Annotated in this window: 25 protein-coding genes; 1 reads left to right on the top strand and 24 read right to left on the bottom strand. The window is 64.8% G+C overall.

Annotated elements, in window-relative coordinates:
• Positions 1-57: 57 nt before the first annotated feature.
• From QTI51_RS09560 to QTI51_RS09455, 22 genes are all read right to left on the bottom strand, one after another.
• Positions 58-747: a capsid assembly protein gene (locus tag QTI51_RS09560; RefSeq protein ID WP_286515912.1), complete on the bottom strand. Its 690-nt coding sequence runs from the start codon at positions 745-747 to the stop codon at positions 58-60.
• Between the two features lie 110 nt (positions 748-857).
• Positions 858-2,384 (bottom strand): portal protein, encoded by a 1,527-nt coding sequence (locus tag QTI51_RS09555; RefSeq protein ID WP_286515913.1) that lies wholly within the window; start codon positions 2,382-2,384, stop codon positions 858-860.
• Positions 2,381-2,563, bottom strand: coding sequence for a hypothetical protein (locus QTI51_RS09550; protein ID WP_286515914.1), 183 nt, complete (start codon positions 2,561-2,563; stop codon positions 2,381-2,383). Before QTI51_RS09550 ends, QTI51_RS09555 begins: the two co-directional genes overlap by 4 nt.
• A gap of 335 nt (positions 2,564-2,898) precedes the next feature.
• Positions 2,899-3,084, bottom strand: a complete 186-nt coding sequence (locus tag QTI51_RS09545; RefSeq protein WP_286515915.1) for a hypothetical protein — start codon at positions 3,082-3,084, stop codon at positions 2,899-2,901.
• A gap of 109 nt (positions 3,085-3,193) precedes the next feature.
• Entirely contained in the window at positions 3,194-3,754 is a 561-nt protein-coding gene (locus QTI51_RS09540; protein ID WP_286515916.1) for a hypothetical protein, read from the bottom strand.
• On the bottom strand, positions 3,748-4,320 hold the full coding sequence (locus QTI51_RS09535) for a deoxynucleotide monophosphate kinase family protein (protein WP_286515917.1): 573 nt from the start codon (positions 4,318-4,320) through the stop codon (positions 3,748-3,750). Before QTI51_RS09535 ends, QTI51_RS09540 begins: the two co-directional genes overlap by 7 nt.
• Complete coding sequence (locus QTI51_RS09530) at positions 4,310-5,098, bottom strand: hypothetical protein (protein WP_286515918.1); 789 nt, start codon at positions 5,096-5,098, stop codon at positions 4,310-4,312. The genes QTI51_RS09535 and QTI51_RS09530 overlap by 11 nt, the downstream gene beginning before the upstream one ends.
• Before the next feature lie 103 nt (positions 5,099-5,201).
• Complete coding sequence (locus QTI51_RS09525) at positions 5,202-5,753, bottom strand: tRNA nucleotidyltransferase/poly(A) polymerase family protein (protein ID WP_286515919.1); 552 nt, start codon at positions 5,751-5,753, stop codon at positions 5,202-5,204.
• Positions 5,740-7,671 carry a DNA polymerase gene (locus QTI51_RS09520; protein ID WP_286515920.1) on the bottom strand — a complete coding sequence of 644 codons (1,932 nt, stop codon included), beginning with the start codon at positions 7,669-7,671 and terminating at the stop codon, positions 5,740-5,742. The genes QTI51_RS09525 and QTI51_RS09520 overlap by 14 nt, the downstream gene beginning before the upstream one ends.
• Positions 7,668-7,937 carry a hypothetical protein gene (locus tag QTI51_RS09515; protein WP_286515921.1) on the bottom strand — a complete coding sequence of 90 codons (270 nt, stop codon included), beginning with the start codon at positions 7,935-7,937 and terminating at the stop codon, positions 7,668-7,670. The genes QTI51_RS09520 and QTI51_RS09515 overlap by 4 nt, the downstream gene beginning before the upstream one ends.
• A 7-nt stretch (positions 7,938-7,944) precedes the next feature.
• Entirely contained in the window at positions 7,945-8,271 is a 327-nt protein-coding gene (locus QTI51_RS09510; protein WP_286515922.1) for a hypothetical protein, read from the bottom strand.
• Positions 8,249-9,889, bottom strand: a complete 1,641-nt coding sequence (locus tag QTI51_RS09505) for a DnaB-like helicase C-terminal domain-containing protein (RefSeq protein ID WP_286515923.1) — start codon at positions 9,887-9,889, stop codon at positions 8,249-8,251. Before QTI51_RS09505 ends, QTI51_RS09510 begins: the two co-directional genes overlap by 23 nt.
• Complete coding sequence (locus tag QTI51_RS09500; RefSeq protein ID WP_286515924.1) at positions 9,886-10,047, bottom strand: hypothetical protein; 162 nt, start codon at positions 10,045-10,047, stop codon at positions 9,886-9,888. Before QTI51_RS09500 ends, QTI51_RS09505 begins: the two co-directional genes overlap by 4 nt.
• 157 nt (positions 10,048-10,204) lie before the next feature.
• The gene (locus tag QTI51_RS09495; RefSeq protein ID WP_286515925.1) at positions 10,205-10,588 is read right to left on the bottom strand and encodes a hypothetical protein; all 384 of its coding nucleotides are present in this window, start codon (positions 10,586-10,588) and stop codon (positions 10,205-10,207) included.
• Between the two features lie 46 nt (positions 10,589-10,634).
• On the bottom strand, positions 10,635-10,892 hold the full coding sequence (locus QTI51_RS09490) for a helix-turn-helix domain-containing protein (protein WP_286515926.1): 258 nt from the start codon (positions 10,890-10,892) through the stop codon (positions 10,635-10,637).
• Between the two features lie 153 nt (positions 10,893-11,045).
• The gene (locus tag QTI51_RS09485; protein WP_286515927.1) at positions 11,046-11,258 is read right to left on the bottom strand and encodes a hypothetical protein; all 213 of its coding nucleotides are present in this window, start codon (positions 11,256-11,258) and stop codon (positions 11,046-11,048) included.
• The gene (locus QTI51_RS09480) at positions 11,255-11,647 is read right to left on the bottom strand and encodes a RusA family crossover junction endodeoxyribonuclease (protein ID WP_286515928.1); all 393 of its coding nucleotides are present in this window, start codon (positions 11,645-11,647) and stop codon (positions 11,255-11,257) included. Before QTI51_RS09480 ends, QTI51_RS09485 begins: the two co-directional genes overlap by 4 nt.
• Positions 11,628-12,230, bottom strand: a complete 603-nt coding sequence (locus QTI51_RS09475; protein ID WP_286515929.1) for an ssDNA-binding protein — start codon at positions 12,228-12,230, stop codon at positions 11,628-11,630. Before QTI51_RS09475 ends, QTI51_RS09480 begins: the two co-directional genes overlap by 20 nt.
• Positions 12,231-12,479, bottom strand: coding sequence for a hypothetical protein (locus QTI51_RS09470; protein ID WP_286515930.1), 249 nt, complete (start codon positions 12,477-12,479; stop codon positions 12,231-12,233).
• A gap of 53 nt (positions 12,480-12,532) precedes the next feature.
• On the bottom strand, positions 12,533-13,153 hold the full coding sequence (locus tag QTI51_RS09465) for a hypothetical protein (RefSeq protein WP_286515931.1): 621 nt from the start codon (positions 13,151-13,153) through the stop codon (positions 12,533-12,535).
• A gap of 575 nt (positions 13,154-13,728) precedes the next feature.
• Positions 13,729-15,477: a DNA-directed RNA polymerase gene (locus QTI51_RS09460; protein WP_286515932.1), complete on the bottom strand. Its 1,749-nt coding sequence runs from the start codon at positions 15,475-15,477 to the stop codon at positions 13,729-13,731.
• 128 nt (positions 15,478-15,605) lie between these two features.
• On the bottom strand, positions 15,606-16,538 hold the full coding sequence (locus QTI51_RS09455) for a hypothetical protein (protein WP_286515933.1): 933 nt from the start codon (positions 16,536-16,538) through the stop codon (positions 15,606-15,608).
• 246 nt (positions 16,539-16,784) lie between these two features.
• Here QTI51_RS09455 and QTI51_RS09450 point away from each other — a divergent pair, with 246 nt between their 5' ends.
• Positions 16,785-18,926 (top strand): putative bifunctional diguanylate cyclase/phosphodiesterase, encoded by a 2,142-nt coding sequence (locus QTI51_RS09450; protein ID WP_353506516.1) that lies wholly within the window; start codon positions 16,785-16,787, stop codon positions 18,924-18,926.
• 92 nt (positions 18,927-19,018) lie between these two features.
• Here QTI51_RS09450 and QTI51_RS09445 read toward each other — a convergent pair whose 3' ends face one another.
• Together QTI51_RS09445 and QTI51_RS09440 are read right to left on the bottom strand one after the other, a co-directional pair.
• On the bottom strand, positions 19,019-22,126 hold the full coding sequence (locus QTI51_RS09445; RefSeq protein ID WP_286515935.1) for an efflux RND transporter permease subunit: 3,108 nt from the start codon (positions 22,124-22,126) through the stop codon (positions 19,019-19,021).
• Positions 22,127-22,136: 10 nt separating this feature from the next.
• Positions 22,137-23,306, bottom strand: a complete 1,170-nt coding sequence (locus QTI51_RS09440; RefSeq protein WP_503011491.1) for an efflux RND transporter periplasmic adaptor subunit — start codon at positions 23,304-23,306, stop codon at positions 22,137-22,139.
• Positions 23,307-23,318: the final 12 nt, after the last annotated feature.

Here is a 23,318-nt window from a genome sequence, read left to right as displayed (position 1 = left end):
CCCTGGGGAAAGGGGCGCGAAAGGCAGAGCGATGGGGTGAGGGCCGAGGCCCCCGGTTTAGAAGCGCGAAGCCTTCAGCTTCGCAGCGACGTCGGCGCGGTACGCCTCGGACGTTTGGTAGCGCGGGTCTTGCATTGCGGCGACCATCTCAGTCTTGTCGCGGAAGCCGGCCACAGCGGGTGCGGCCTTGCCGTTCACATTGACCAGGGCCGGGTCAGCGCCTGCGTTCATGCGGGCCTTGAGGACCGCGATGGCATCAGCCGCATTCGGGCCGTTGAGCTGAGCGTCGTAAAACTCGCGCTGCTCGGCGCTGAGGTTTTTCTGGCCCCACGCAACAAGCTTGTTGAACTCGTCGGCGCCACCGGCTGCTTTCTGCAGGTTCTGCGTTTGGAGGGTGGCCTCGGCCTTCAGAAGAGCAGCCATGCGGGTGTTGAGCCCGGCCACCTGGGCGTCCGTAAGACCCATGGCCTTTAGGTCGGTGATCAGGTCGTCGGGAACCTTCTCGCCACCGAGACCCTTGAAGAGATCACCGGAGTCGATGAGGGCCGCAAGGCTCTTGACCTCACCCTGGCCTTCGGGCTTCGGGGGATCGGTCGGCTTCGCTGTGTCGGCTGGCACATCGGTCAACCGGGGCGCCTGGGCGTTCGGGTCGACTGCTGCTGCTGCCTGTGCCGGCTGGGCCGCCGTCTGCGACTGGGTAGCCGCTGGGGTCGGAGCTTTGAACTGGGCGTCGTAGGCCGCGATCATTGCTTCACGATGCTCGGGACTCCCCGGGACTGGCGCTTGAGTTGCTGCGCCTGTCTGTGTGCCTGCGGGAGTCTGGGCATCGCCGCTGGGTGCGGCTTGGGTTGGGTCGCTCATTGTGGAGGTTGAAGTTGGTTCTGGGCCATGGCGCCGGCAATGGGTCCAGCGGCGCCCTTGACGGCGTCAGACGCCATCTGTGCTTGCTGCTGCTGCGCCTGCTCCGCCGCGACGGTTGCGTCATCCTTGACCGCGCCAGGGAACCCGACGGCGGCCACGGTGGGCGTGAGGATCTTGTTGAAGTCGATACGCTGTGCGACTTGCTCTTGGAATGCCTGAGGCACCTCGTTGAACAGGCCGAACAGGGTGCGGGCCTTGTTGACCTGGGCGTCTTTGCCGAGCGCTTCGAGGCCAGTGGTCACCTCGATGGACACGGAGTCCTTGCCGATCTTCGGGAGTTCTTCGCGGGTCTGCATCTGCGCGATGAGCTTCCTCAGGCGCCATGCCTGCAGCTCGACCGCCAGTAGGGAGTACACGCCCCCGAGACCTTGCTCGATTTCCGACGCCAGCATCTGCAGTTCGTAGGCGGTTACGCGCTCAGCATCGCGGCGCAGGTCACCTGTGAGCAGGAAGGCCTGAGCCAACCCACGCTGGATGTCCTGAATCTGCGACTGCATCGTCTGCATCGCGCTGCCGTTGTTGAACTGGAAGGGCTGGATGTCCCCGTTGGGTCCGCCGTTGCCCGAGAGCACGGCGCCGTTTCTGGCCTCGGCGATTCGCTTGCGCAGGTTGCCACCGGCCGCGTTGGGCCGAACAAAGATCAGGTTGCGCGACGCCAACGCACCGGCCTCACGCAGTTGCTGCGTCGTGGCGTCGAGCGCCATCAGGTCGGCGTAGTTCGCCTCGCAGTGCGAGCGCCCATAGTTCTCGCCGGGAACGAGTTCCCAGGCAAGGGCGTTGCATGGCATCAGGCCGTTGAAGGTCTGGAGGGGCGTGACCTCAACGTTGTCCAGGTCCTGCTGAACCGAATAGGTGTTCTCGTCGATCAGCTCGAAACGCGTGTAGAGCGTGCAGTCCGCGTCTTCCTTCTTGTCCGTCTTGTCACGGAGGTCGGTGGGAAGCGCCCGGACCTTCATCTTCTCGGCAGTCACGACCTCGATGGCCTTGCCATCCCAGTTGCGCACGGCGACGTACTGCTCCAGCATGTACTGCTTCAGGTGCCCGGTGGGCGTGATGTACTCGGCCATGTTGCCGGCGACGATCAGGTGAAGGAGCGTGGTGTATGTCGGGCGACGCCACTGGAGAGTCTCGATCTTCTCGTTGACTAGCTTCTCGCACTTGGCGAGGCCGAGAGTCACGTCGGGGGGCGGCTCCATAGTTTGCTGTTTGAGCAGCACCTTGGCCGGCACCTTCAGGTTGAACGAGGAAGCCCCCGGCGGCAGGAGAGCCATCAGGAGCTTGGCCGCGAGATTGACTGTGGCACGGGCGCCGAAGGACTGGTATGTCTGCGGCAATATGTTCGAGGCCGACTGGCCCTCGGGCGGGCACACCGCCTGGACGGTGAGCGCAGCACACGCGCGGGCGCGATCTAGGTACGGCTGGCGGTCAGGGGCCAGCTCGACGTAGCGCTCGGCGAGTCTCAAAGCTGCACCCCCACGCCTGTCGGGGCTGTCAGGTACGAGGCCGTGAGGTTCCTGCGCTGCGCGGTGCGCTTCTGCGCCTGCTCGACGGGCGAGTCTTCAGCGCCGAAGATCGCCTTGGCTGCCGGAGCGTCCGGCTGCGGCGGCGGCGGGGGCGCCGGTGTCTTGGGACTGGAGGACATGGAGGGGGAGGTAGAAGGGACCGTCCCCCGTGAACCCAAGACGACGCACCAGGGGTACGTGCTCGGGGAGAGGTTCAGCCCAGACGCCGAGGGCGCCAGTAGCTCGCGCTGACGCGGCGAGAAAGCGTAGGGATCGCGGGGTCACCCAGCGGCCACGAAGGGCGGGGGCGACGCATAGGTGGAACCGTGTGGCTCCATGAGGAGCAGGCTCGAACCATACGAGGCCCCGAATGCTGCCGCCGCTGTGCAGAACACAGAGCGTGCATCGGACCAGTACAGCCTGAGTCCAGCCACTAGCGAATGGATAGCCCATCGCACGGAGAAAGTGACGGCACTCACGCACCACCGCCTTCTTGCGCGACCTGCTTTCCGTTGGCCGCGTCCACGTTGTCCGCGATGTCGCGGAGCGCGAGGATCGCTTCATGGTAGCCAGTGAGTTCGTGGGCCGCCGTGTAGTCCCGCGCCTGGATCAGGCTGTGCACGGACTCGGCGGGAACCAGGTGGGTGAGGTAAGCCGCCAAAACCCGAATTTCTTCTGAGCCGGGGAGGCCCGGGGGCAGCCCGTCGGTCCCTATCTCAAGAGTCTTAGGAGTCTTAGAGTTAGGGCCGGCATCACTTTGTGGATATTTCTCAGGGGTTGGCGATTTCTCGCCCCGCCCGAATATCCGAGTACCACTTTTGCAGCGCTCCCAGGCGCGTCGCATTGCGTTGGCAAATCTCATAGTTGGCGTCTACGGATTCAATGAGGTCGGCGATTGACGCGTCGCCAGCGGCAGCGACCGCTTGATCGCCTTGAGGCGCTCGGGCGGCTGGGCCAGTTCCGCTGGAAGCGGCGGCAGTTCGCGGACGAATGCCGGCGGCGTGGTCGAGCAACCCGGCAATGCGAGCGTCAAGCCGAGAAGCACGAAGATCGGAAGCAGCCAGCGCGGCCTGCAGGTCATCGGTAATACGGTCATGTCGTTCCTGTTGTCGGATGAGTTTTTGGTTGAGGTCGGTGGTCACGCTTGCGGTCACAGCCGCGTCGGACGCACGCACGGCAGCGACAGCGACCGCCTGACGGGTCGCGGCGGCCTGGGCTTCCTGGGCTGCGCCCATGTCGATGAGATGGCTGCGGTAGCCCAATAGAGCCACCACGACGCCCAGAACGCCCAGGGCGCCCAGAACGTAGCGGTTGGTTAGAAGACTCAGCACGTGAAGTGCTCCAGTCCTCGGCTCTTCCAGATCGCGTACTGGCACGCCGCGACGTTCTGGGCGAGATCGTCCAGCGTCCCGTCGTTGACGATGCGAAAGTCGAGACCCGGAACCTGCCTTATTCCGGCCTCGCTCGCGTGATCGACCACGGTGCGGCGACCATCCGGGCGGGACAGATGGATGATCACGCCGCCCGCGTTGCGGATGGCCCGCGCCTCGTTCTCGAAGCGCACGTCGCTGATAACGTAGCGGGTGCCCGGGTTGCGCGTGACCTCGGCGATGACACGGTCACACCAGAAGTTCTGGTTGACGCATTCGCGGCCCCATTGGGTGCCCAAGGACTGCATCATCTGGCGCGGCGACTTACCAACCCAGGCGATGACGTCCTCTTTTACGGGCTCTAGTTCCTCGCGCCTGATGCCGACCAGATCGCAAACGAACTGGCGGATCGGCTCGGCGAAACTGATTTCTTGGTAGCCGCTGCGCTTGACGAGCATGCCGGCCACCGTGCTCTTGCCGCTTTGCGCAGCGGCAGCCAGTCCGATAAGCGGGAACTTACCTTGCAAGTGTGTGTGCATTGAATGAGATGTCGTGTTTGCCGATTCGATAGAACACGCCGCCACCCTTGGGGTCGTATTCGTTCGGTCGGAGGATTCGTGAGAGCTGCGCTTGCGTGAGCGCGTCCTTGGCGGACTGGGGGAAGTCGCGGTACTTCGGGGTCTTGGGCAGCTCGAAGCGGCGCTCGACCTCAGGCCACCACTCGGCCATGTTCGTGCCGTTCAGCAGAACTTCCTCGGCGCCCTTGGGGCCGCACCCGATGCAGCCGGCGAAGCCGTCGGTCGAGTCGCCCATGAGCGTCTGCATCATCCACCAGTGGTCCGCGCGATCCTGAGTGATCGTCATGAACTTGCCGGACTTCGGGATCGCCAGACGGCCTGGGACCGTCTTCATGTCCTTGTCGGACGAGACGATGATGGTCCCCTTGCCGGCCAGGACGCCCATGGTGTCGTCGGCTTCCAGGCCGGGATACCACTTGCCGTCCCAGCGGTCGATGGCCCAGGCTTCGAGTTCGCTGTATATCTCGGGCTTCTCGTTGCGCCCGGACTTGTAGCCGGGGAACAGCCCACGTCGGAAGAGACCGCGTTCGGGTGGCGACACCACGAAGACCATCTGGTCCGCTTCGGTGGTGCGGACCCAGTAGTCCACGGTATCGACCAGCTTGCGCTTGGCCTGACGGAGCGTCGGGAGGACGCTCTCGGATTCGCCGGTGTCCCAGTTCACCTCTTCAACCTTGCTGACGCAGGCTTTGTAGATGAACTCGTCGCCGTCGAGCAGGGCCCGCATCACCCGACGAAGCAGCCCGCGACCATCACGACGCAGACGACGGCACAGAGGACGGCCAGGGCCATCGCCATGACGGCCATTGACCAGTCAATGATCGTGTCGATCACAGCAGCACCTCGCAGTTGACCGGGGTGCGGTCGGGGTACTTCGCGAGGATGCGCTTGAGGCGCAATGCGCTCCGGGCGCGGCCTGCTTCAGCCCACGTCTCGTCGCCGAGATAAGTAATCGTGTTGTCGCGCAGGTCCTTGTCGAATCCGGGGAGACGCCGGATGCCATCCTTGGTCATCTGAACTTGCGAGATGCCGAAATCGTAGTCGTCCGCATCGGCGATCACGTCGCGCGACACAGGCAACACCTCGACCACCGGGCCGGACCAGTGGACGTGGTACGTATTGTTCTGCTGTTCACCAGGGATACTTGCAGTGCCGAAGGCGTGCAGAGACACCGCGCCGCCCAGCGTCTTCGCGAGGATGTCGACCTGCTCGTCCCACGAGAAACCCAGCGGGTTGCTGAGGTCGCGGGTGTCAACGAACAGGTCGATGTCCTTGATCGGGCCACCGAGGAACGCATCGCGCACCGCGCCGCCCCCGATGACGCTGTTCTTCCATATGGACGCAGCGGTAGCCGCGACCTGTTGGAGGTCAGTGAGTTTCATGCCAGTTGTTTCCAATGTCGAATGCGCCGTCGAGACGGCAATGTGATTTCAGGAGTTCGCCCGCTCGGGTGATCGCGCTCTTGCCCATCTCACCGATCTCCTCGGCAAGGTGCTGGGTGCGGCACTCGATCTGCCATTCGTCGTGGACGTTGGCGCAGTAACCGAAGTCGATCCCGTGGACGTAGCCCTTGGCCGTGATGGCCTCGTGCAGCAGGACCAGGGCCTTCTTCATGACGATGGCGCCGGCGCCCTGGAGCAGGGAGTTCAGCGCGGCGTGGGCGTGGCGAATGCGGATGCGCCTGCCGTCCAGGCCACGGATGTAGCCCTGGCTCTTGGCCTTCTCGGCGATCTTCTTCTTGAGTTCGGCGAAGCCCTTGATACCGTCGATGAGGCGGGTCTTGACGCGCTTGCCGATTTCCTTTGCAGGACGCACGCGCCAGCGGCTGGGGTCGCGCTTCGACTGTTCGACCGCCCATCGGGGCCACTCGGACAGCGGCTTGCCGCTCGACTGCCAGTCCTCGATCCAGATGCGCCCAGCCTTCTCGTCGCCTGCGCCGTAAAGCGCGCCGTAGATCAGGGTCTTCGCGCCATCTCGGCTGAACAGTTCGGTGTTCCTCCGGTTGATCGAGTGGGCATCGGTGCCCTTGGTCTTGTCGCCTTCCAGCAGTTGCCGCGCGAACTCGCCTTTGTCCCAGGGGTACAGATAGTGCGCGAGCACGCGTAGCTCCAGGCCTTCGGCGTCGCAGCCCATGAGCACCCAGCCATCGCGGGGAACCCACAGTGCACGCAGCCGCGCATCCTTGTCGATGTTTGCGCTGTTCGGCATGCGGTGCGTCATGCGGCCCGTTACCGCGCCATTGCTGTTGACGAAGCCGTGCACACGGTTGCTGTCGTCCGTGTGGTGCAGCCAGCCGCCACCGAACTTGCGCCCGTTCTTGATCTTGGGCGGGCCGGCCAGTTGCGTATAACGCTTGTCCGCCTTGCCGAACTTGAGCAGTGACTGGACCTCAGGGTAGTCGCCGATCTTCTTAAGCACTTCCTCGGTTACGTTCGGGTTGCCCTTCTCGGTCGTCGGGGCGATCCAACCGTACTTGCGACGCAGACGCATCGCGACGTGGTGCTCACTGCCGGCGTTGAACTCCTGCAGCTTGATGGCCGTGTACGGGCCGACCACCGAGTAAGCCGGGCGGTCAGCGGTGGCCTTGTAGTTGCAGAGCCTCTTGGGGGTCTTGGTGCCAGCCGATACATAGATCGGTGGGAAGACCTGCTGCAGTTCTGCGACGCAGCGCTGGCGCTCGTCGTACAGTTCAGCGGCGACGACCATCCCTCGGCGAACGTCCAGTAGGAAGCCGTTCTCCATCTGGAGGTCGATGAGGTACGCGACGCAGTGTTCGAGGTCGAGGCTCTCGCCCCAGGCCAGAGTGGCCTTGAGCTTCTCGAACAGCGCAATGGTCACCACGCTGTCCTGGCCGCAGTAGGCACGCATGTCCTCGCTGTACGCGTCCCAGCCTCCGTCGTAGACACCCTTAAGGATGCCCATTTCGATGCCGTAAGACTCCAGCTTGTGGCCCCCGAGGCGCTCGGGGTCGCGCAGGCGCCCCATGACGAGCGTGTCGTACACGGCCCACAGAGGAATGTCGATGAGGCGAAGCTTGCGCAGTGCCTTCACGTCGAAGCCGATGCCGTTGTGGGCGATCAGGCAGCGGCGCTTGCGCTTCTCGTTGCGCTTGATTTGTTGTGAGAGGCGCGTGATTCCGTCGGCGAGCGACGGGAAACGCGGATCGTGATCGGTGTAGGTGAGCACCTCGCCGGTCCTGACGTTGCCGATGGACATGACCCACACACGGTCGAGTTCCATCAGCAGGCCGTTGGACTCAAGGTCGAACACCAGATCGTCGTCGGCGAGGTCCTGACTCACTGGCAGGACTCGCAGCCGGGCGTCATGTCGCAAACACCGCCGGACAGCGGGGTGTCATCGTCCAGGCTCAGGGCCTTGGGCTCGACGTGAATCAGTACGCGCACCATGACGGCGTTGCGCCCGTCTTCGTTCACGTTCTTCGCCGCCTTCAGAAAGGCAGCTTTGATGGCTTCGGTTGCGTTGGCGTGGCTCGCGATGAACGCAAAGCCCTCGAAGGGCGCCGGGTCCACGAGGACGGCTTCGGCTTGAATCTTCTCGGTTGTCATGTTCCGGTCAGGCTTTCAGTTGGGTGTAGAAGGCCGCGACGTTCCGCATCTCAGCGAGCGTTGCGTTCTTCTTCAGTTCGTTGACCCGCCACGAGACGACCACCACGTTGCCGGGGACGTATCCGCGACGTGGGTTGATGCGATCTAGTGACGGGGAGTTGGGCCCTGCGCGACCGGAGGACGGGCGCAGGCGCAGCCCCAAGACGGGGCAATGGGTCGGGACGTGGATGTCAGTAAGCGTGAGCGTGTGCCGCAGGCCGTTCTTCTTGGCGCGGTACTTGGAGGACTTCAGCAGCAGTCGGGCGACCTCGTTAGAACGGGTCGTCTTCTGCACTCTCTTCCTTGTCGAATGCCTCGGTAGCCTTCACGAACGGCTTGAGTCGACCGGTCTTCGTGTTGTAGCGAAGGTGGTCAGCGGGTCCAGTCTTTCCACCACGGCGGACCTTCAGCGATCGAATGAGACTTTCGTCTTTCTCCGGGCCGTCCGCCTGCTGATCGCGTTCCTTGCCGGTCACCACGTCGGGCACTTGCTTCATCGAGCCGCTGCCCTTGATGTCGTCCAGTTTGATCTGGCCGCCTTCCTCTGCCGGTGTGTCGCCGCTCTTGGCTTTGCGGAGGTGGGCAATTGCGATCACGCTGACGCCTGTGCGCTCGATGATGGACCGCAGTCCGACCATCAGCTTGTCGACGCCCTCGTTGTCCTCGCCGGTGGCGGCGATGGTCAGGTGGTCTAGGAAGATCAACTCGGCGCCGTTGAGGGCCATGAACTCGACCTTGTTCAGCAAGCCTTCGCTATCCGTCGCGCCGAAGTGGTCGTAGGCTTGGTAGCAGCCGCCGCCCAGGAGCGCCGCGTGGCTCTTGGCCCACTGCGCATCCGTGAGGATGTCGGGGTTGTCTTCGAGGTCCTCGGCCAGGACGTTGTTGTCCAGGGCGACGAGGTATTTCGCTGTGTCCTCGACCGACTCTTCGAGGAACATCATCCCCACCTTACGGCGGTTGGACTTGTCCGCGCAGGTCAGTGCGTGGTACGCGAACTCTCGGGCATCCGTGGACTTTCCGACGCCGGTGCCGGCCACCATCAGCCAAAGCTGGCGGGGGCGGACGCCTCGGGTCAACTCGTTCAGCTTCGGGTACGGCGTCTGCCAGCCCGGCGCCGTCTTCTGCTTGAGGCGCTCGACCGTGAGGTCCTCGCCAGTCACGATGCCGTCAGGCCGATAGGCCCTGCCGTTCCACGTTGCGTCGGTGACGGCCTTCATGCCCTTCTCACGCAGCAGGTCGTTCGCATCTTTCAGCCCGTCGGGCGTCGTAATGATCTTGACCTTGCCCATCGGGAGGATGCGGGCACACTCTTCGGCTGCGTCGCGGCCCGGCTCGTCGTTGTCAAACCAGAGGACGATTTCCTCGAAGCTCTTGAGCCAGTCGAGTTGCGCGGCCAGCGCCTTCTTCGCGCCCTGTGCGCCGTTCGGGACGGACACGACAGGCCAGCGGTTGGCCTGGGCCTGCGAGACGGTGAGGGCGTCTATCTCACCCTCGGTGATGATGACCTTCTTGCCGCCGCTGCGCCAAAGGTGCTGGCCGTATAGGCCGGCCTTCTTCAACGAGCCGAGGACCATGAACTCCTTGTCCTTGGTCCGCATCTTCTGCGCCACGGGCTCGCCCATGGTGTCGCAGTAGGTCGCCAGTTGCACCGGCTCGCCGTCTCGGTTCTTGCCGACCATGTAACCCCAGAGCTTGCACGTCGAGGCGTCGATGCCGCGCTTGGTCAGGTCCTTGTATTCGCCCCGGATCAGGTCCGAGGGTGCACGGGATACAGCCGTCCGCTCGCCGTCGCCGTGGCCGTAGCTGCCGCACGAGAAGCAATAGGTATGGCCGTCGTCGTAGGTGGCACAGGCGTCACTGCTTCCGCAGTCGGGGCACGGCCCTTTGCATACGAGCGTGCTGTCGTCGCTCACGAAGCGCGGGCCTTCTTCGGCGGGTTCAGCAGGTACTGCAGTTCCTCGAAGGTGCACACGCGGCGCATGCCGCGACCTTTGACCAGCCAGCGGCCATCGGGCCGGGACGTGGCGTAGTAGCCGCGCGACTTGAGAGTGGTGGGGAGAAAGGTGTTCATGGGTCCAGAAACAAAAAAGCCCCTGGACCGAAGTCACAGGGGCTATTGGAGAAGGAGGGCCGCCACGAGCAGCAGCCAAAGCGCGAGGATCACTCCGCCCAGATGAAGGCGCATCGCGCCGCGACTGCGACGAGCAGCAGCCAGGACACGACGGGATTCATCGCCGACCCGACGAGCGGAAGGAGTAGCTCGGGCTGCTGTACCCGCGCGAGAAGCTCGGGGTCGAGAACGACCGGCTCGGGGCCGGCGAGGGGGTGGGCTTGAAGCTCGGCGTGACGGCGGGCGCGGGCTTAGGGACCACGGGGGTCGCCGGGCGCTGCACGATCAAGTTACGCTGCACTACGGTTTGGTTGACCACCGAGTGCGGGGCGCCCGAGCTGCCGCCCATGCGACCCAGCATGTAGCCGCCCAGACCCCAGAGCCAGGAGTGATCCGAGGATTGAGCAGTGGCTGCAGAAGCATCGCCCGGTGCACCGGGAGCGTTCTGGCCGCAGGCCACGAGGCTCAGTGCGGCGGCGAGGATGAGCAGGGACTTGCGCATCACAGTGCGATCACCAGGATCAGGAGGATCAGCAGGAAAGGGAACATCAGGCCACCGCCTTGTCTGCGGCCTTGCAGGCGCTGCAGTCGCACACGCGGTGCTCGGGAGCCAGGACGTACCGCACATAGCGCTGACCGTTAGGGTCGCGCTTCTGCTGCTTCGTGATGTTGAAGCCCGATTCTTCGCGGAGTTCGGTGATGCGCCGCGACACCGAGCGGATGCCGTGCACTGCGTTGGCCTCGACGTTGGTGATGGAGCCTTGGGCGCGGAGGTGCTTGAGAACGATTTGGGTTTGGGGAGTCATGTGGTCAGCTTTCGAGGGTTGAGAGGAAGGCCCGAAGGCCTTGGGGGTCACTGCAGGGTCAGCGTCTTCTTGAGGTAGCCACGGGCGACCCGGGCCAATAGGCCGGGGTGGGTCAGCTCGAAGCACATGAACGTGAAGACGCCCTTGGCCCCGTCAGGCCACATCGGTGGGCGCGGGCGCGACCAGATCGCGGAGTGCGCTGGCGACGCGACGGCCCGTATTGGCGGCGGCGCGATGGGTGCCCGCTTCGGCCACGAGTGCGCTGGCCTTGACCAGCTTGGCCTGGGCCTTCAGGGTTTCGCGGTTGGCGAGCGTTTCGAGGACGGCTTCTGCCTTGGAGATGGCGGTGATGAGGAACTTGATCATTGGGGAATCTCTTGAATGTGGAAGCGGATGTGCGGCACCTCGCCCTGCTCGGGGAAGCGCTTGCACAGGTGGGTCTGCACGATCTGTCTGTCGTCGCCGTACCAGCCTGCTTGCGTGAGGACATCCATCAGCGGCTTGGCGAAGTTGTCGATGTCGCCAAGGGGCGTCGTGAACTTCGACTTGGCGATGGGCTTGCACACGAACTCGGCGGTGACGATGAGTTCACCGAGTCGCTGGACGTCGTTCGGGGGAAGGAGAGCCTTGAGTTCTTTTTTGTACTTGGTGTACGAGGCCGGCTCATAGGCTCCCCACTTCGAGAAGCGGGGACGGGGCGCCACCTGGGGCACCACCGTCAGGACATGCTCGACGTTAGAAGGCGTCGCCGTCATCGTCCCCGTCGTTACTGTCGTCGCCGCTGTCGTCGCCGTCGGGCGTTTCGGCTGCCGCCTTGTCTTCGCCGTACTCGTCGCCTTCGTCGTCAAAGTCGTCGACCGCAGAGGCGGCGCGGCGTTCGAGTAGCTGCAGCGCATTCAGGTAGAGCGTGATGCCCTTGTTTGCGCCCGTGTCGAACTCGGCGGCAGCGACTGAGAGGCGCCCGAAGTCGCCGCTCTTGGCCGTGGCCTTCAGCGGATTCTTCTTGGCGTCGATCTGTTCGGGCTTGTTCTTCGACTTGGCCGTGAGCAGCCAGAAGCCACGGAACTTGCCGTTCTTCTCCTCGTTGTCTTCGGCCAGTTTGTCGCCGTCCTTGATCGGGCAGGTGTCGGCCTTGCCCTTAGCGGCCTTGTGCAGTTCGCGGAGCTTCCTTGCGAAGGCGTCGTTCTCGGGCACGCCCTTCTCCAGCTTCTGGGCGCACTTGTATTTGCCCTTGCCGTACTCGCTGTTGTCCGGCTTGTCGACCCACGCCCAGACGAACACGCCCTTCGGGGTGACACCCTTCAGGACGACTTTGACTTTCTTCTTTGCTTCTGCCATTTACTGCTTTCGTGCCGGTGCTGCCGGCGAGGTATTGATGAGGGAGCTGTCGTCCTGTGCGAGGCGGTTGGCCTCGGCCCATGCGGTGACTGGGAAGTCACCGGCCTCACGGGCGACGGAGCCGACCATTGCGGCGGCCAGGAGGGCGGCGCCGTGCAGGTCGGTGAGATGGGTTCCTTCGGTGTTGAAGGGGCTGCGACCGTAGCGAGTCCAGACGCGAGTGATCGCGTTGGTCATCTCGTCGGCCATCAGCACCGCCAGGGGAGCTAGGTCCCGCTGGCGTCGCTCGTCGAAGTGGGGGGTCAGACCTCGACTTCGACGGTTGCGAGAGGCTTCGCGCCGATGAAGCGCGTGCTGTTCGGTAGGACCTGGTTCTCGTCGAGAGTCAGGTAGCCGCCGTAGAACTTGTCGTGGTAGATGCGCAGGGTCTTCTTCACCTTGACGGGCGGAAGCGGGCCGAGCACGAGGCTTCGCTTGGGCTGCCAGCGGTGACGGCCCTCGTGGTCGTAGCGGTCGCTGGTGCGGCCACCGACGAACGTCACGACGATGGCGCCGTTCTTGAAGGCGACGGACTCGACGACCTCGCGGGTCGCCGGGTTGTACGCGGGCTCGCCGTTGACGAACGCCTTGAGGAACGGGGTGTTGGTGGAGGGCGCGGTCGTCTTGCCGGCCGTCAGTTGCACCAGAGTGCGGTGGCTCACCAGCTTGTGGGTGCCGTCTGGGCGGAACGCCTTGGTCTGCGTCGGGCCGGTGGAGCGCATGTAGCGCACCGTGAGCTGGCCGCCCGGGCCTTCCTCGATGGCGGTCACGGTGAAGTCGCGCGGCGCGGAGACAGGGGACGGCACTTCACGGACGACGAACTTGGCGCCGTTCTTGAATGCGTCGATGAGTTGCATGTCGTTGGTGTAGGTCAGCTTGGTCATGGTGTTTGTCAGAAGGGTTGGAATCAGTTGCAGGTCGCGCCCTTGGGCGTTTGTTGGCAGGGGGCAGCAGGGACTGAGCGCCAGAAGGCCCAGAAGGGCGCAGTGACGGCGCGGGGGGTGCTCGGCGTGGCGGCGTGGACCGGGCTCGCATGTACCGACTCAGCCGCGACGTGCGGCGCTACGGAGACATGGGGAGCCGGGGCCGCCACATGCGGGGCCACGCTCACGTGAGGGGCCACAGACACATGGGCTGCCGCCACGCCGAAGGCATTGGCAGAAGGGGACAAGAGGTAGAGGGCGGTTGCGAAGGCGGCGCCAGCGAGGGGAGCAGGGCGTGCGCCCCGGTTCATCGCGCGAACCTTTCGACGAGCGACTCTGGGTCAAAGCCCTGTTCGATCAGGGTCTGGCAGAGAGTGAGAGGCAGCCGGCTATAGCCTTGCTGGAGGTGTGCGATTGCTCGCTGGAGTTCAGGTGTGTCGTGTGGCATTCGATTGGTCTTTCGGGTGTTGGCGTTAAGGTCGTCACCTTGTGGATATTTCTCAGCATCCAATGACGTTAGCAACTCATGCTAGTTATCAGGAAAAGAAAAACTCGGAGTCCATGACGCGGGTCACGTCAAGGTCGCCAAGTGGCGGGACGGCGGGCACGTCATGGCACCCGCTGTGGGCGACGACGCTGTCGCGCCATTGCTCCAGAGCTGGGCCTTGGTACATGCGGACGAACTGGTCGCGGATGTGGAACGACAGGGTGTCCACGTTGCCGGCGTGTGCTCCGAAGGAGTCGTGCACGAAGGCCATGTCGCGGATGCCCTCGGCCTTCATAGCCACGGCGGTGAGCGCGAGGTGCGCCGCGTCGTAGCTGTGCACCACGTTGGGCGCGGCGCTGCTCTTCTGCTTGCGTCGGTCGATCCCGTGCTCTTCGGTTGGCACGGTCACACCAAAACGCACTACCTTGTCGCCGAGCAGGGTCTGCACACGCTTGAAGTCGCTCTTGCGGTATGCCTGACGCACCGTGAAGCCGGACGGTGTCGTCCAGATCATGGGCTTCTCTTGCTCCGCCAAATGCTGTGCGACCTGCTGGAAGTACGCCATGGCGGCGCGGGGCGCACCGATGTTCGCGTCGAGCGCGGAGATGACTACGTCTTTCAGGTACTCGGCGGCCCGATAGCGCTCCACCCCGTTCTCGAAGTGGTCGCAGAACCCGTCAGCGATGAGCTGGTTCTTGATGCCGGGCGCGGTGACGCCATAGGGCGTCGTCATCACAGCACGCTTCACCGTCTTGCGTTCGATCTTGTCGAGCCACATGAGGGCTACCGCGCGGACGGCGGGGTCTTGGTGACTCACCGCGTCGTTGGCGATGCGGTCCTTCGCCTTGGCGCAGACGTAGCCATAGATGTCTTCGCGTTTGCCGGTGGGCAGCACGTTGACGAACGTGGCTGACAAGCTGTCCTTCATCATCGCGGAGAGGTGCTGGATGCCCGAGCACGTAGCGTCCAGGCGCACAGGAAGGTACGACTCGAAGCTCGGGATTGCCGCGGTGCCGTTGGTCATCACGAAGTCGGTCAAGCGCTTGACTTCGAAGCACGCGGCCAGGGCTTCCCATGGGGAGTCGACCCCGTCGTTCGCCCAGAAGTCCTGCATGCCGAGGGGGTCGTTGGCCGTGGCAATGATCGACGCGAGGTTGTTCTCGGTCCAGTCGGCGCGAGCCTGGAGCGCGATCTTGTCCTGGCCGAACGCGTTGGCAAGCGCGATGTACAGCCACCACTGCCCGTTGGGTCCGAGACGCTCGGTTTCGCTGAACGTCAGCATGCCCTTTACCAGCGAGTCGCCCTGGGTGTGGAGGTCTTGGGCGGTTGGGTAAAAGCGGCCCCGGAAGTCGCAGGTGTGCGGGAACCACAGGGTGTCAGCCTTCGCCAGTTGCTGGGCGAGGTCGAACATCCGGTAGAGCTTGAAGCGCTCCCCCTCCATCTGCTTGTTCTTCCCGTAGATGGCGGCGCGAGGCTTGATGTATTCGCTGAGCTTCTTTTTGCCCTCATCGCTCTTGTCGGCGCGGAGCGCCTCATAGGCGTCGTCCTCAAGACGGGGCAGTTGCGGTAGGTTGTGCGCGGAGGGAATCGAGGCGAGCGGTAGGCCTGACTTCACGACTTCCTCGACCACCCCCAGGACACTACGGTTCAGCGTCCAGCGAGTCTTCTGAACCCAGTTGAGCGCTTCGAGCGAGGCGCCGTCCAGGGGGCGGTCAACGGCGCCGGTGTGGGCGCTGCGAGTTTCGGGGGCCTTGACGGCCTTGGTCTTCAGGGAGAGGTATCCACCAGTGATGGTCATTCGGATGGTCTTTCGGATAGTCAGCTACATGACTCGTGCTTCTTCAGGACGAGCGGAAACACAAGGCGCGACGTTTAGGTCGTCACCTTGTGGATATTTCTGGATGAATTGTACGTTATTGACTCATGCTACTCCTCGGCGACAGAAGGCGCAGCTTCGCTGTCTTCAGTCGTAATGAGGTACTCGTAGTCACGGGGTTCGCAGATCATGGGGAGCAGGAAGGGGCGGCTCATTTCGTTCTGGTGGTGGCGCTGGGCCACCCAGCCACGAGCGGCGTCGGTAAGCTGGAACATCAACTTGGTCTTGGCGCCGTCGCGGATTAGCTCCGTCTCAAACCAACCGTCTACCTCGATGAGCATCCCTAGCAGGGTGGTGCCCACCCGCATCCGTGTGGTGTGGTCCCAGCCGCCCTTGGCGTACAGGGCAGCCTTCTTCGACCACTTTGCAAATACGCGCTCGTCGACCTTGTCGTTGCGCTTCACCATGAGTTCGTAGAGGTTGCCCTCCCAGGTTCTCTTGGCTTCCTTCGCGGCAGCGGCAGGCTTCTCTGCTTCAGCCAGCTTGCGGTCGGCGGCGGCTTTCTTCTCCGCAGCGGCCCACATGCGGAGTTCGACTTCGCGCATCACCTTGTTGCCCAGGTCTAGTGCGGCGGACCCTAGGCTTGCGGGCTCGGTACGCGACAGGGCCGAAAGGATCGTGGTGACGGCCAGGACCTCAGCCGGCAGAGCCAGAAGCGTCCAGAGGTCGTCTGCCATGTTGCGGTTCAACGGGTCAGCGTAGCGCTCGTGCACCTTGGCCTGCTCCGCCCCAATCAGGCGGGTCAGCGGCAAGATCACGTCGTCCGCGATGCGCTGGCCCGGCTCCAGATCAGCGAGAGCCCGGTCCACCATGGAACCTCTGCGGGCGCCGCGTTGAACTTCTCGCTGCAAGCTCTGGCGGTAGCGCCAGATACCTCGGCTGCGCTGGTAATGCTCCCAGTCGCGCTGAGCCGCGAGGTCGTTGTGCCCGACTGCGTGGGGCAGGGCAGGTCCTGTGTCCACTGTGTCCACTTCTGTGTCCATCGCCAACTCGCAGTCCGATGTGGGGTCTGTAGCATGAGTCAACTTTTTTCCTTTCAAATCAAGGCACTAAAATCTTGCTAGCTTTCTTTTAATCCGTTGGTCACTGGTTCGAATCCAGTACGTCCTACCACGAATCTTTTTGTGGAACATCGAAAGCCAGCTGTCTACCCGATAGCTGGCTTTTTTCTTGGGATGAATTCCTGCTTGGCACGCGATCCGTTGCACGAGCTCCAGGTCATTAGCGCAGTGAACACCTCTCCCACATTCCCGGCCTTTCTTCCCTCGCACCACAACCTGTGGGTGGTTGCCGCGTCGCTGCTGCTGGCCACGCTCGCCTCCTATGTGGCGCTGGACCTGTCGCGCCGCGTGCGCCACGCCAGCGGCAGGCCGCACCTGCTGTGGTGGGGCATCGGGTCGTTCGCGATGGGCACGGGCATCTGGGCGATGCACTTCGTCGGCATGCTGGGCTTTTCGCTGCCCATCGCGCTGGGCTTCTCGGGCGCGATGACGCTGACCTCGTGGGTGGCCGGCGTCACGGCCTCCGGTATCGCGCTGTGGGTGGCCAGCGAGGCCGACTACGGACTGCGGCGCATCGCCATCGCCTCGCTGGCCATGGCGGTCGGCATCTGCGGCATGCACTACATCGGCATGGCGGCGCTCGACATGTCGCCGCCCATCGTCTGGCACATGCCCACGGTGGTGCTGACGCTGCTGATCGGCCTGGGCGCCTCGGCGGCGGCGCTGGTCATCTTCAAGCAGCTCGGCGGCGTGAACAGCGCCCACCGCGTGGCCTTCCAACTGCTGGCCGCGGTGGTGATGGGCATTGCGATCTGCGGCATGCACTACACGGGCATGGCGGCCGCCAACTTTCCGCTGAATTCGGTGTGCCGCAGCGCCGGCGACCTGTACGGCTCGGGGCTCACCGCCATCGTGGTGATGGCGTCGGGCCTGCTGCTGCTGGGCACGCTGTTCACCTCCATCCTGGAGTCGCGGCTGCAGCAGGTGGCCAGGCGCCTGTCGCGCTCGCTCGAGGAAGCCAACGTCGAGCTCACCGAGGCCAACCGCGAACTTCAGAAGCGCGCCTTCACCGATGCGCTCACCGGCCTGCCCAACCGGGTGCTGTTCGAAGACCGGCTGCGCCACGCGCTGCTGCGCATGGAGCGCGCCAACCAGCTGCAGGTGGAAGAGCGCATTGCCGTGCTTTTCGTGGACCTCGACGGCTTCAAGCCGATCAACGATTCCTTTGGCCACGCGGCCGGCGACCAGATCTTGCGCGCCGCCGCCGAGCGGCTGGCCAACACCACGCGCGAGAGCGACACCGTGGCGCGCATCGGCGGCGACGAGTTCCTGCTGCTGCTCGAAGGCGTGCACGACCGCGCCGAATGCGCGCAGGCCGCCAACCGCGTGCTGCGCGCGCTCAGCGAACCTTTCAGCGTGCTGGGCAAGCAGCTGCAGATCGCGTGCTCCATCGGCATCGTGCTGCACCCGGAGCAGGGCGAGCCCGACAAGCTGGTGGCCAACGCCGACGCGGCCATGTACGAGGCAAAGCGAGGGGGCGGCGGCAACTACGTGATGTTCGAGTCGCACATGGGCGCCGACGTGGCCAAGCAGCTGCAGCTGCAAAGCGACCTGCGCCGCGCGGTCGAGCTCAAGCAGTTCGAGCTGTACTACCAGCCCAAGATCAACGGCGTGGGCGACAAGCTGAGCGGCGTGGAGGCGCTGGTGCGCTGGAACCATCCGCAGCACGGGCTCATCGGCCCCACAGAGTTCATCGGGCTGGCCGAGCGCTTCGGGCTGATCGTGCGGCTGGGCGACTGGATACTGGACGAAGCCTGCCGGCAGATTGCGCAGTGGCGCTCGCAGGGCACCTGGATGTGCGTGGCGGTGAACCTGTCGGTGATGCAGCTGCGCGAGATCGACTTCGTCGCGCGCGTGGAGCAGGCGCTGGCCAGGCACGACATTCCCGCGGCGCTGCTGCTGTGCGAGATCACCGAGTCGGTGGCCATGGAAGACATCAAGGCCACGCAGCGCACCTTCGAGGGGCTGGCGCGCGTGGGTGTGTTCCTGTCGATCGACGACTTCGGCACGGGTTACTCCAGCCTGAGCCACCTGCGCAAGCTGCCGGCGCGCCAGGTGAAGATCGACCGCAGCTTCGTGCAGGACCTGCAGGTCAAGGAAGACGCCCGCGCCGTGGTCGACGCCGTCATCCGGCTGGCCCATGCGCTGGGGCTGAGCGTGGTGGCCGAAGGCGTGGAGAACGAGGCGCAGCGCGACATCCTGCTGGCCATGGGCTGCGACGAGCTGCAGGGCTTCTTGTTCTCGCGCCCGTTGCCGGCGGGCGACCTGCTCGAGTGGTTCTCCCGGCGCGAGGCCAGCGGCGAGCACTGAGCGTTGAAAAAGCCCGCTCCCTTGCGGGCAGCGGGCTTGGTGTTGCGGGGCTGAAAGAACGAGAGAGCGACAGAGCGTGCGTGCGTACGGGTTCAGGCTTCCGGCGCCACGCTTCCCGGCAGTGCCGGTACCGGTGCGGCGCCATGGCCCCCATGCGCGCCATGTTCACTCTCTTCGCTTTCTTCCTTCTCGTGCCGCGCCGCGATGGCCAGGTACATCGCCGGCACCACGAACAGCGTGAACAACGTGCCGATCGACAGCCCGCTGAAGATCACGATGCCCATCGCCTTGCGGCCCGCCGCGCCCGCGCCCGAGGCGATGACCAGCGGCAGCACGCCGAACACCATGGCCGCGGTCGTCATCAGGATGGGCCGCAGCCGCGTGCCCGCCGCCTCCACGATGGCGTCCAGCTTGCTCAGGCCCTGCTTCTGCAGCCGGTTGGCCACTTCCACGATCAGGATGCCGTGCTTGCTGATGAGGCCCATGAGCGTCACCAGCCCCACCTGCGTGTAGATGTTCATCGAGGCGAAGCCCCAGAAGATGAAGATCATGGCGCCGAACAGCGCGAGCGGCACCGACACCAGGATGACCACCGGGTCGCGGAAGCTCTCGAACTGCGCCGCCAGCGCCAGGAACACGATGATCAGCGCGAACAGGAAGGTGATGGCGAAGTTGCCCGACTCCTGCACGAACTGCCGCGACTGGCCCGAGTAGTCGACCGTGTAGCCGCTGGGCGCCAGCTGCTGCACCACGCCGCGCAGGTACTCCAGCGTCTCGCCCTGCGTGCCGCTGGGCACGCCCTGGATGGTCACGGAGTTCAGCTGCTGGAAGTGGTTCACTGTTTCGGGTTGCACCGTGTACTTCAGGCTGGCCACGGTGCTCGCGGGCACCACGCCGTTCGGGGTCTTGATGTAGAAGTTGAGCACGTCCGACGGGTTGAGCCGGTCGACCTGCTGCACCTGCGGAATCACCTTGTACGAGCGCCCCGAGATCGAGAAGTAGTTGACGTAGCCGCCACCCAGCGCGGCGCCCATGGCGTTGCCCACGTCCTGCTGCGTGATGCCCAGCGTGGCGATCTTGTCGCGGTCGACCACCACGGTGGCCTGCGGCAGGTCGATCTTCAGGTCGGCGTCGATGTAGTAGAACTTTCCGTCGGCGCGCGCCTTGTCCATGATCTGCTGCGCCAGCGTGTTCAGGTTCTCGAAGGGCTCGGTGGTCTTGATGACGAACTGCACCGGCAGCCCCGAGGCGCCCGGCAGCGCCGGGAACTGAAAGGCCACCACCTTGGCGCCGGCAATGCCGTTCCAGCGCTTCTGCAGGTCGGTCTGGATGTCGTGCGCGCTGCGCGTGCGCTGGTCCCAGGGCTTGAGCAGCACGCCGGCAATGCCCGCATTGGTGCTGGGCACGCCGGTCAGCTGGAACAGCTGCTCGTACTCGGGCGTGTCGTGCGCCACCTTGAAGATCTGGTCCGCATAGGTCTGCATCTGGTTGATGGTGGCCGTGGGGGCGCCCACCACCTGCGACAGCACGATGCCCTGGTCTTCCTCGGGCGCGAGCTCCGACTTCGACATCTTGAACATCACGAACAGCAGCGCCACCAGGATGACGCCCATCACGATCATCACCGGCCAGGTCTTCAGCACGCCGCGCAATATCAGCTGGTAGCGCCGGTGCACGCGCTCGAAGGTGTGCTCGATGAAGGTCGCGAACTTGCCGCTGTCCTGCTCGGGCTTGAAGAAGCGCGAGCACATCATGGGCGACAGCGTGAGCGCGACGATGCCCGACACCACCACCGAACCCGCGAGCGTGAACGCGAACTCGGTGAACAGCGAACCGGTGAGCCCGCCCTGGAAGCCGATGGGCACGTACACCGCCACCAGCACCACCGTCATCGCCAGGATCGGCCCGCCCAGTTCGCGCGCGGCCAGCAGCGAGGCCTGCATGGGCGACTTGCCCTCGCGCATGTGCCGGTCGACGTTCTCCACCACGATGATGGCGTCGTCCACCACCAGCCCGATCGCCAGCACCAGCGCCAGCAGCGTGAGCAGATTGATGGAGTAGCCCAGCACCAGCATCACGAAGAAGGTGCCGATGAGCGACAGCGGCATCGCAATGACGGGCACCACCACCGCGCGGAAGCTGCCCAGGAACAGGTAGATCACCACCGTCACGATCACCAGCGCCTCGACCAGCGTCTTGATCACCTCGCTGATGGACGTGTTGATGAAGTCGGTGGAGTCGTAGACGATCTTGCCGGTCAGCCCCGTGGGCAGCTGCGACTGCAGGTCGGGGAACACGGTGCGCACCTGCTTGGCCACGTCGAGGATGTTGGCCTCCGGCGCGACCTTGATGCCGATGAACACCGAGCGCACGCCGTTGAAGGCCACGTTGAAGTCGTAGTTCTCCGAGCCCAGCGTCACGTTGGCCACGTCCTGCAGGCGCACGATGGCGCCGTTGCTGCTCTTGACCGACAGCTGCTTGAACTCGTCCACGCTGTGCAGCGAGGTGCCGGCCGTGAGCGGCACGCTCACCATCTGGCCCTTGCTGGTGCCCACCGCCGCCAGGTAGTTGTTGGCGGCCAGCGCGGCGCTCACGTCGGTGGCGGTCACGCCGTAGGCGGCCATCTTCTGCGCGTCGAGCCAGGCCCGCAGCGCGAAGGTGCGCGCACCCAGGATTTCGGCCGTCTGCACGCCCGGAATGGCGTTGAGCTTGGGCTGCACCACGCGCACCAGGAAGTCGGTCACGTTGTTGTTGGGCAGCGTGTCGCTGTAGAAGCCGATGTACATCGCATCGGTGGTCTGGCCCGTGGCCACCGTGAGCACCGGTTGCTGCGCCTGCGGCGGCAGCTGGTTGCGCACCGAGTTCACCTGGGTGTTGATCTCGGTCAGCGCGCGGTTGGAGTCGTAGTTCAGCCGCAGCGTGGCCGTGATGGTCGACACGCCCAGGCTGCTGGACGACGACAGGTAGTCGATGCCCTGCGCCTGCGACACGGCCGCCTCCAGCGGCTGCGTGATGAAGCCCGCGACCGTGGCCGCGTCGGCCCCGTAGTAGGCGGTGCTGATGGTGACCACGCCGTTCTCGGTCTTGGGGTACTGGTTGACCGGCAGGCCGGACAACGCGCGCAACCCCAGCACCACGATCAGCAGGCTCACCACCATCGCCAGCACGGGCCGGCGGATGAAGATGTCGGTGAAGTTCATGCGGCGGGCCTCACTTTTCCTGCGGCTTCGGGTTCGCGTCGTTGGTCGGCTGGACGCTGTTGTCCACCGTGACCGGCGTACCGTTCTTCAGCTTGTTCTGGCCGCTGCTGACCACCACCTGGCCGGCTTCCAGGCCCTTGACGATGGAGATCTGGTCGCCGCGCGTCGGGCCGGTCTCCACGAAGATCTGCTGGGCCACGAGCTGCGGCTTGCCCTGGGCGTCTGTGGTGGGCGCGGGCGTTCCGGCTGCACCCGGTGTACCGGCTGCACCTGGCGCGCCCGGCTTGGGCGCCTCGGCCTGCTTCACCACGTACACCGTCGAGCCGTACGGGTTGTAGGTCACGGCTGTGGAGGGCAGCGTGAGCCGCTCCTGCGTGCCGCCGATGTCGATCTTCACGTTGGCGAACATGCCCGGCAGCAGCACCTGCTTGGGGTTGGCCACGGTGGCTTCCACCTGCACGTTGCGCGTGGCCGAATCGACCTTGGGGCTGATCGCGTTGATCTTGCCGCTGAAGGTCTGGTCCGGGAAGGTGTCGACCGACAGGTTCACCACCTGGCCCACCGCCAGCCCCGCGAGCTGCTGCTGCGGCAGGGAAAAGTCGACGTAGATCGGGTCCAGCGTCTGCAGCGTGACCAGCTTGTCGCCGGCGTTCACGTACTGCCCCGGGTTCAGCCCCGAGATGCCCAGGCGGCCCGCGAAGGGCGCGCGAATCGACTTCTTGGCCACCACCGCGGCCTGCTGCTCGACCTGCGCGCGCTTGGCCTTCAGGTCGTTGGTGTCAGCGTCGATCTGCGCCTGGCTCACGGCCTGGATCGCCAGCTGCGCCTGGTCGCGCTTGAGCACCGTGGCGGCCTGCGCGGCCGCCGCTTCGGCCGAGTGCAGCAGGGCGATGTCGGAGTCGGCGTTCAGCTCGACCAGCAGCGCGCCGGCCTTCACGTCCTGCCCCGACTTGAAGTGCACGTTGCGCACCAGGCCCGCCACCTCGGTGCTCAGGTCGGCGCCGCGCACCGGGTTCAGCGTGCCCACGGCGGTGAACTGCGACTGCCACTGCATCTTCTGCACCTCGGCCGTGGACACGGTCTGCGGACCGGGCTTGGGCACGGCCGCGATCAGCGCGCGGATCTGCAGGAACTTGCCGAGCGCGAGCACGGCGACCAGCAGCAGGACGCAGCCGATCATGATGATCATTCT

This window comes from Variovorax sp. J22G73, from assembly GCF_030317035.1.
Classification (GTDB): Bacteria; Pseudomonadota; Gammaproteobacteria; order Burkholderiales; family Burkholderiaceae_C; genus Variovorax.
This window is presented reverse-complemented; position numbering and strand designations above follow the sequence as displayed.

Excerpts from the sequence above, each read along its gene's own strand:
- QTI51_RS09460 (WP_286515932.1), bottom strand. The coding sequence starts at position 15,477 with ATGACCATCACTGGTGGATACCTCTCCCTGAAGACCAAGGCCGTCAAG.
- QTI51_RS09440 (WP_503011491.1), bottom strand. The coding sequence starts at position 23,306 with ATGATCGGCTGCGTCCTGCTGCTGGTCGCCGTGCTCGCGCTCGGCAAG.
- QTI51_RS09485 (WP_286515927.1), bottom strand. The coding sequence starts at position 11,258 with ATGATCAAGTTCCTCATCACCGCCATCTCCAAGGCAGAAGCCGTCCTC.
- QTI51_RS09530 (WP_286515918.1), bottom strand. The coding sequence starts at position 5,098 with ATGCGGGCCCTGCTCGACGGCGACGAGTTCATCTACAAAGCCTGCGTC.
- QTI51_RS09480 (WP_286515928.1), bottom strand. The coding sequence starts at position 11,647 with ATGACGGCGACGCCTTCTAACGTCGAGCATGTCCTGACGGTGGTGCCC.
- QTI51_RS09525 (WP_286515919.1), bottom strand. The coding sequence starts at position 5,753 with ATGAAACTCACTGACCTCCAACAGGTCGCGGCTACCGCTGCGTCCATA.
- QTI51_RS09550 (WP_286515914.1), bottom strand. The coding sequence starts at position 2,563 with ATGTCCTCCAGTCCCAAGACACCGGCGCCCCCGCCGCCGCCGCAGCCG.
- QTI51_RS09515 (WP_286515921.1), bottom strand. The coding sequence starts at position 7,937 with ATGACAACCGAGAAGATTCAAGCCGAAGCCGTCCTCGTGGACCCGGCG.
- QTI51_RS09445 (WP_286515935.1), bottom strand. The coding sequence starts at position 22,126 with ATGAACTTCACCGACATCTTCATCCGCCGGCCCGTGCTGGCGATGGTG.
- QTI51_RS09455 (WP_286515933.1), bottom strand. The coding sequence starts at position 16,538 with ATGGACACAGAAGTGGACACAGTGGACACAGGACCTGCCCTGCCCCAC.
- QTI51_RS09500 (WP_286515924.1), bottom strand. The coding sequence starts at position 10,047 with ATGAACACCTTTCTCCCCACCACTCTCAAGTCGCGCGGCTACTACGCC.
- QTI51_RS09475 (WP_286515929.1), bottom strand. The coding sequence starts at position 12,230 with ATGGCAGAAGCAAAGAAGAAAGTCAAAGTCGTCCTGAAGGGTGTCACC.
- QTI51_RS09495 (WP_286515925.1), bottom strand. The coding sequence starts at position 10,588 with ATGCGCAAGTCCCTGCTCATCCTCGCCGCCGCACTGAGCCTCGTGGCC.
- QTI51_RS09470 (WP_286515930.1), bottom strand. The coding sequence starts at position 12,479 with ATGGCCGACGAGATGACCAACGCGATCACTCGCGTCTGGACTCGCTAC.
- QTI51_RS09490 (WP_286515926.1), bottom strand. The coding sequence starts at position 10,892 with ATGACTCCCCAAACCCAAATCGTTCTCAAGCACCTCCGCGCCCAAGGC.
- QTI51_RS09465 (WP_286515931.1), bottom strand. The coding sequence starts at position 13,153 with ATGACCAAGCTGACCTACACCAACGACATGCAACTCATCGACGCATTC.
- QTI51_RS09560 (WP_286515912.1), bottom strand. The coding sequence starts at position 747 with ATGATCGCGGCCTACGACGCCCAGTTCAAAGCTCCGACCCCAGCGGCT.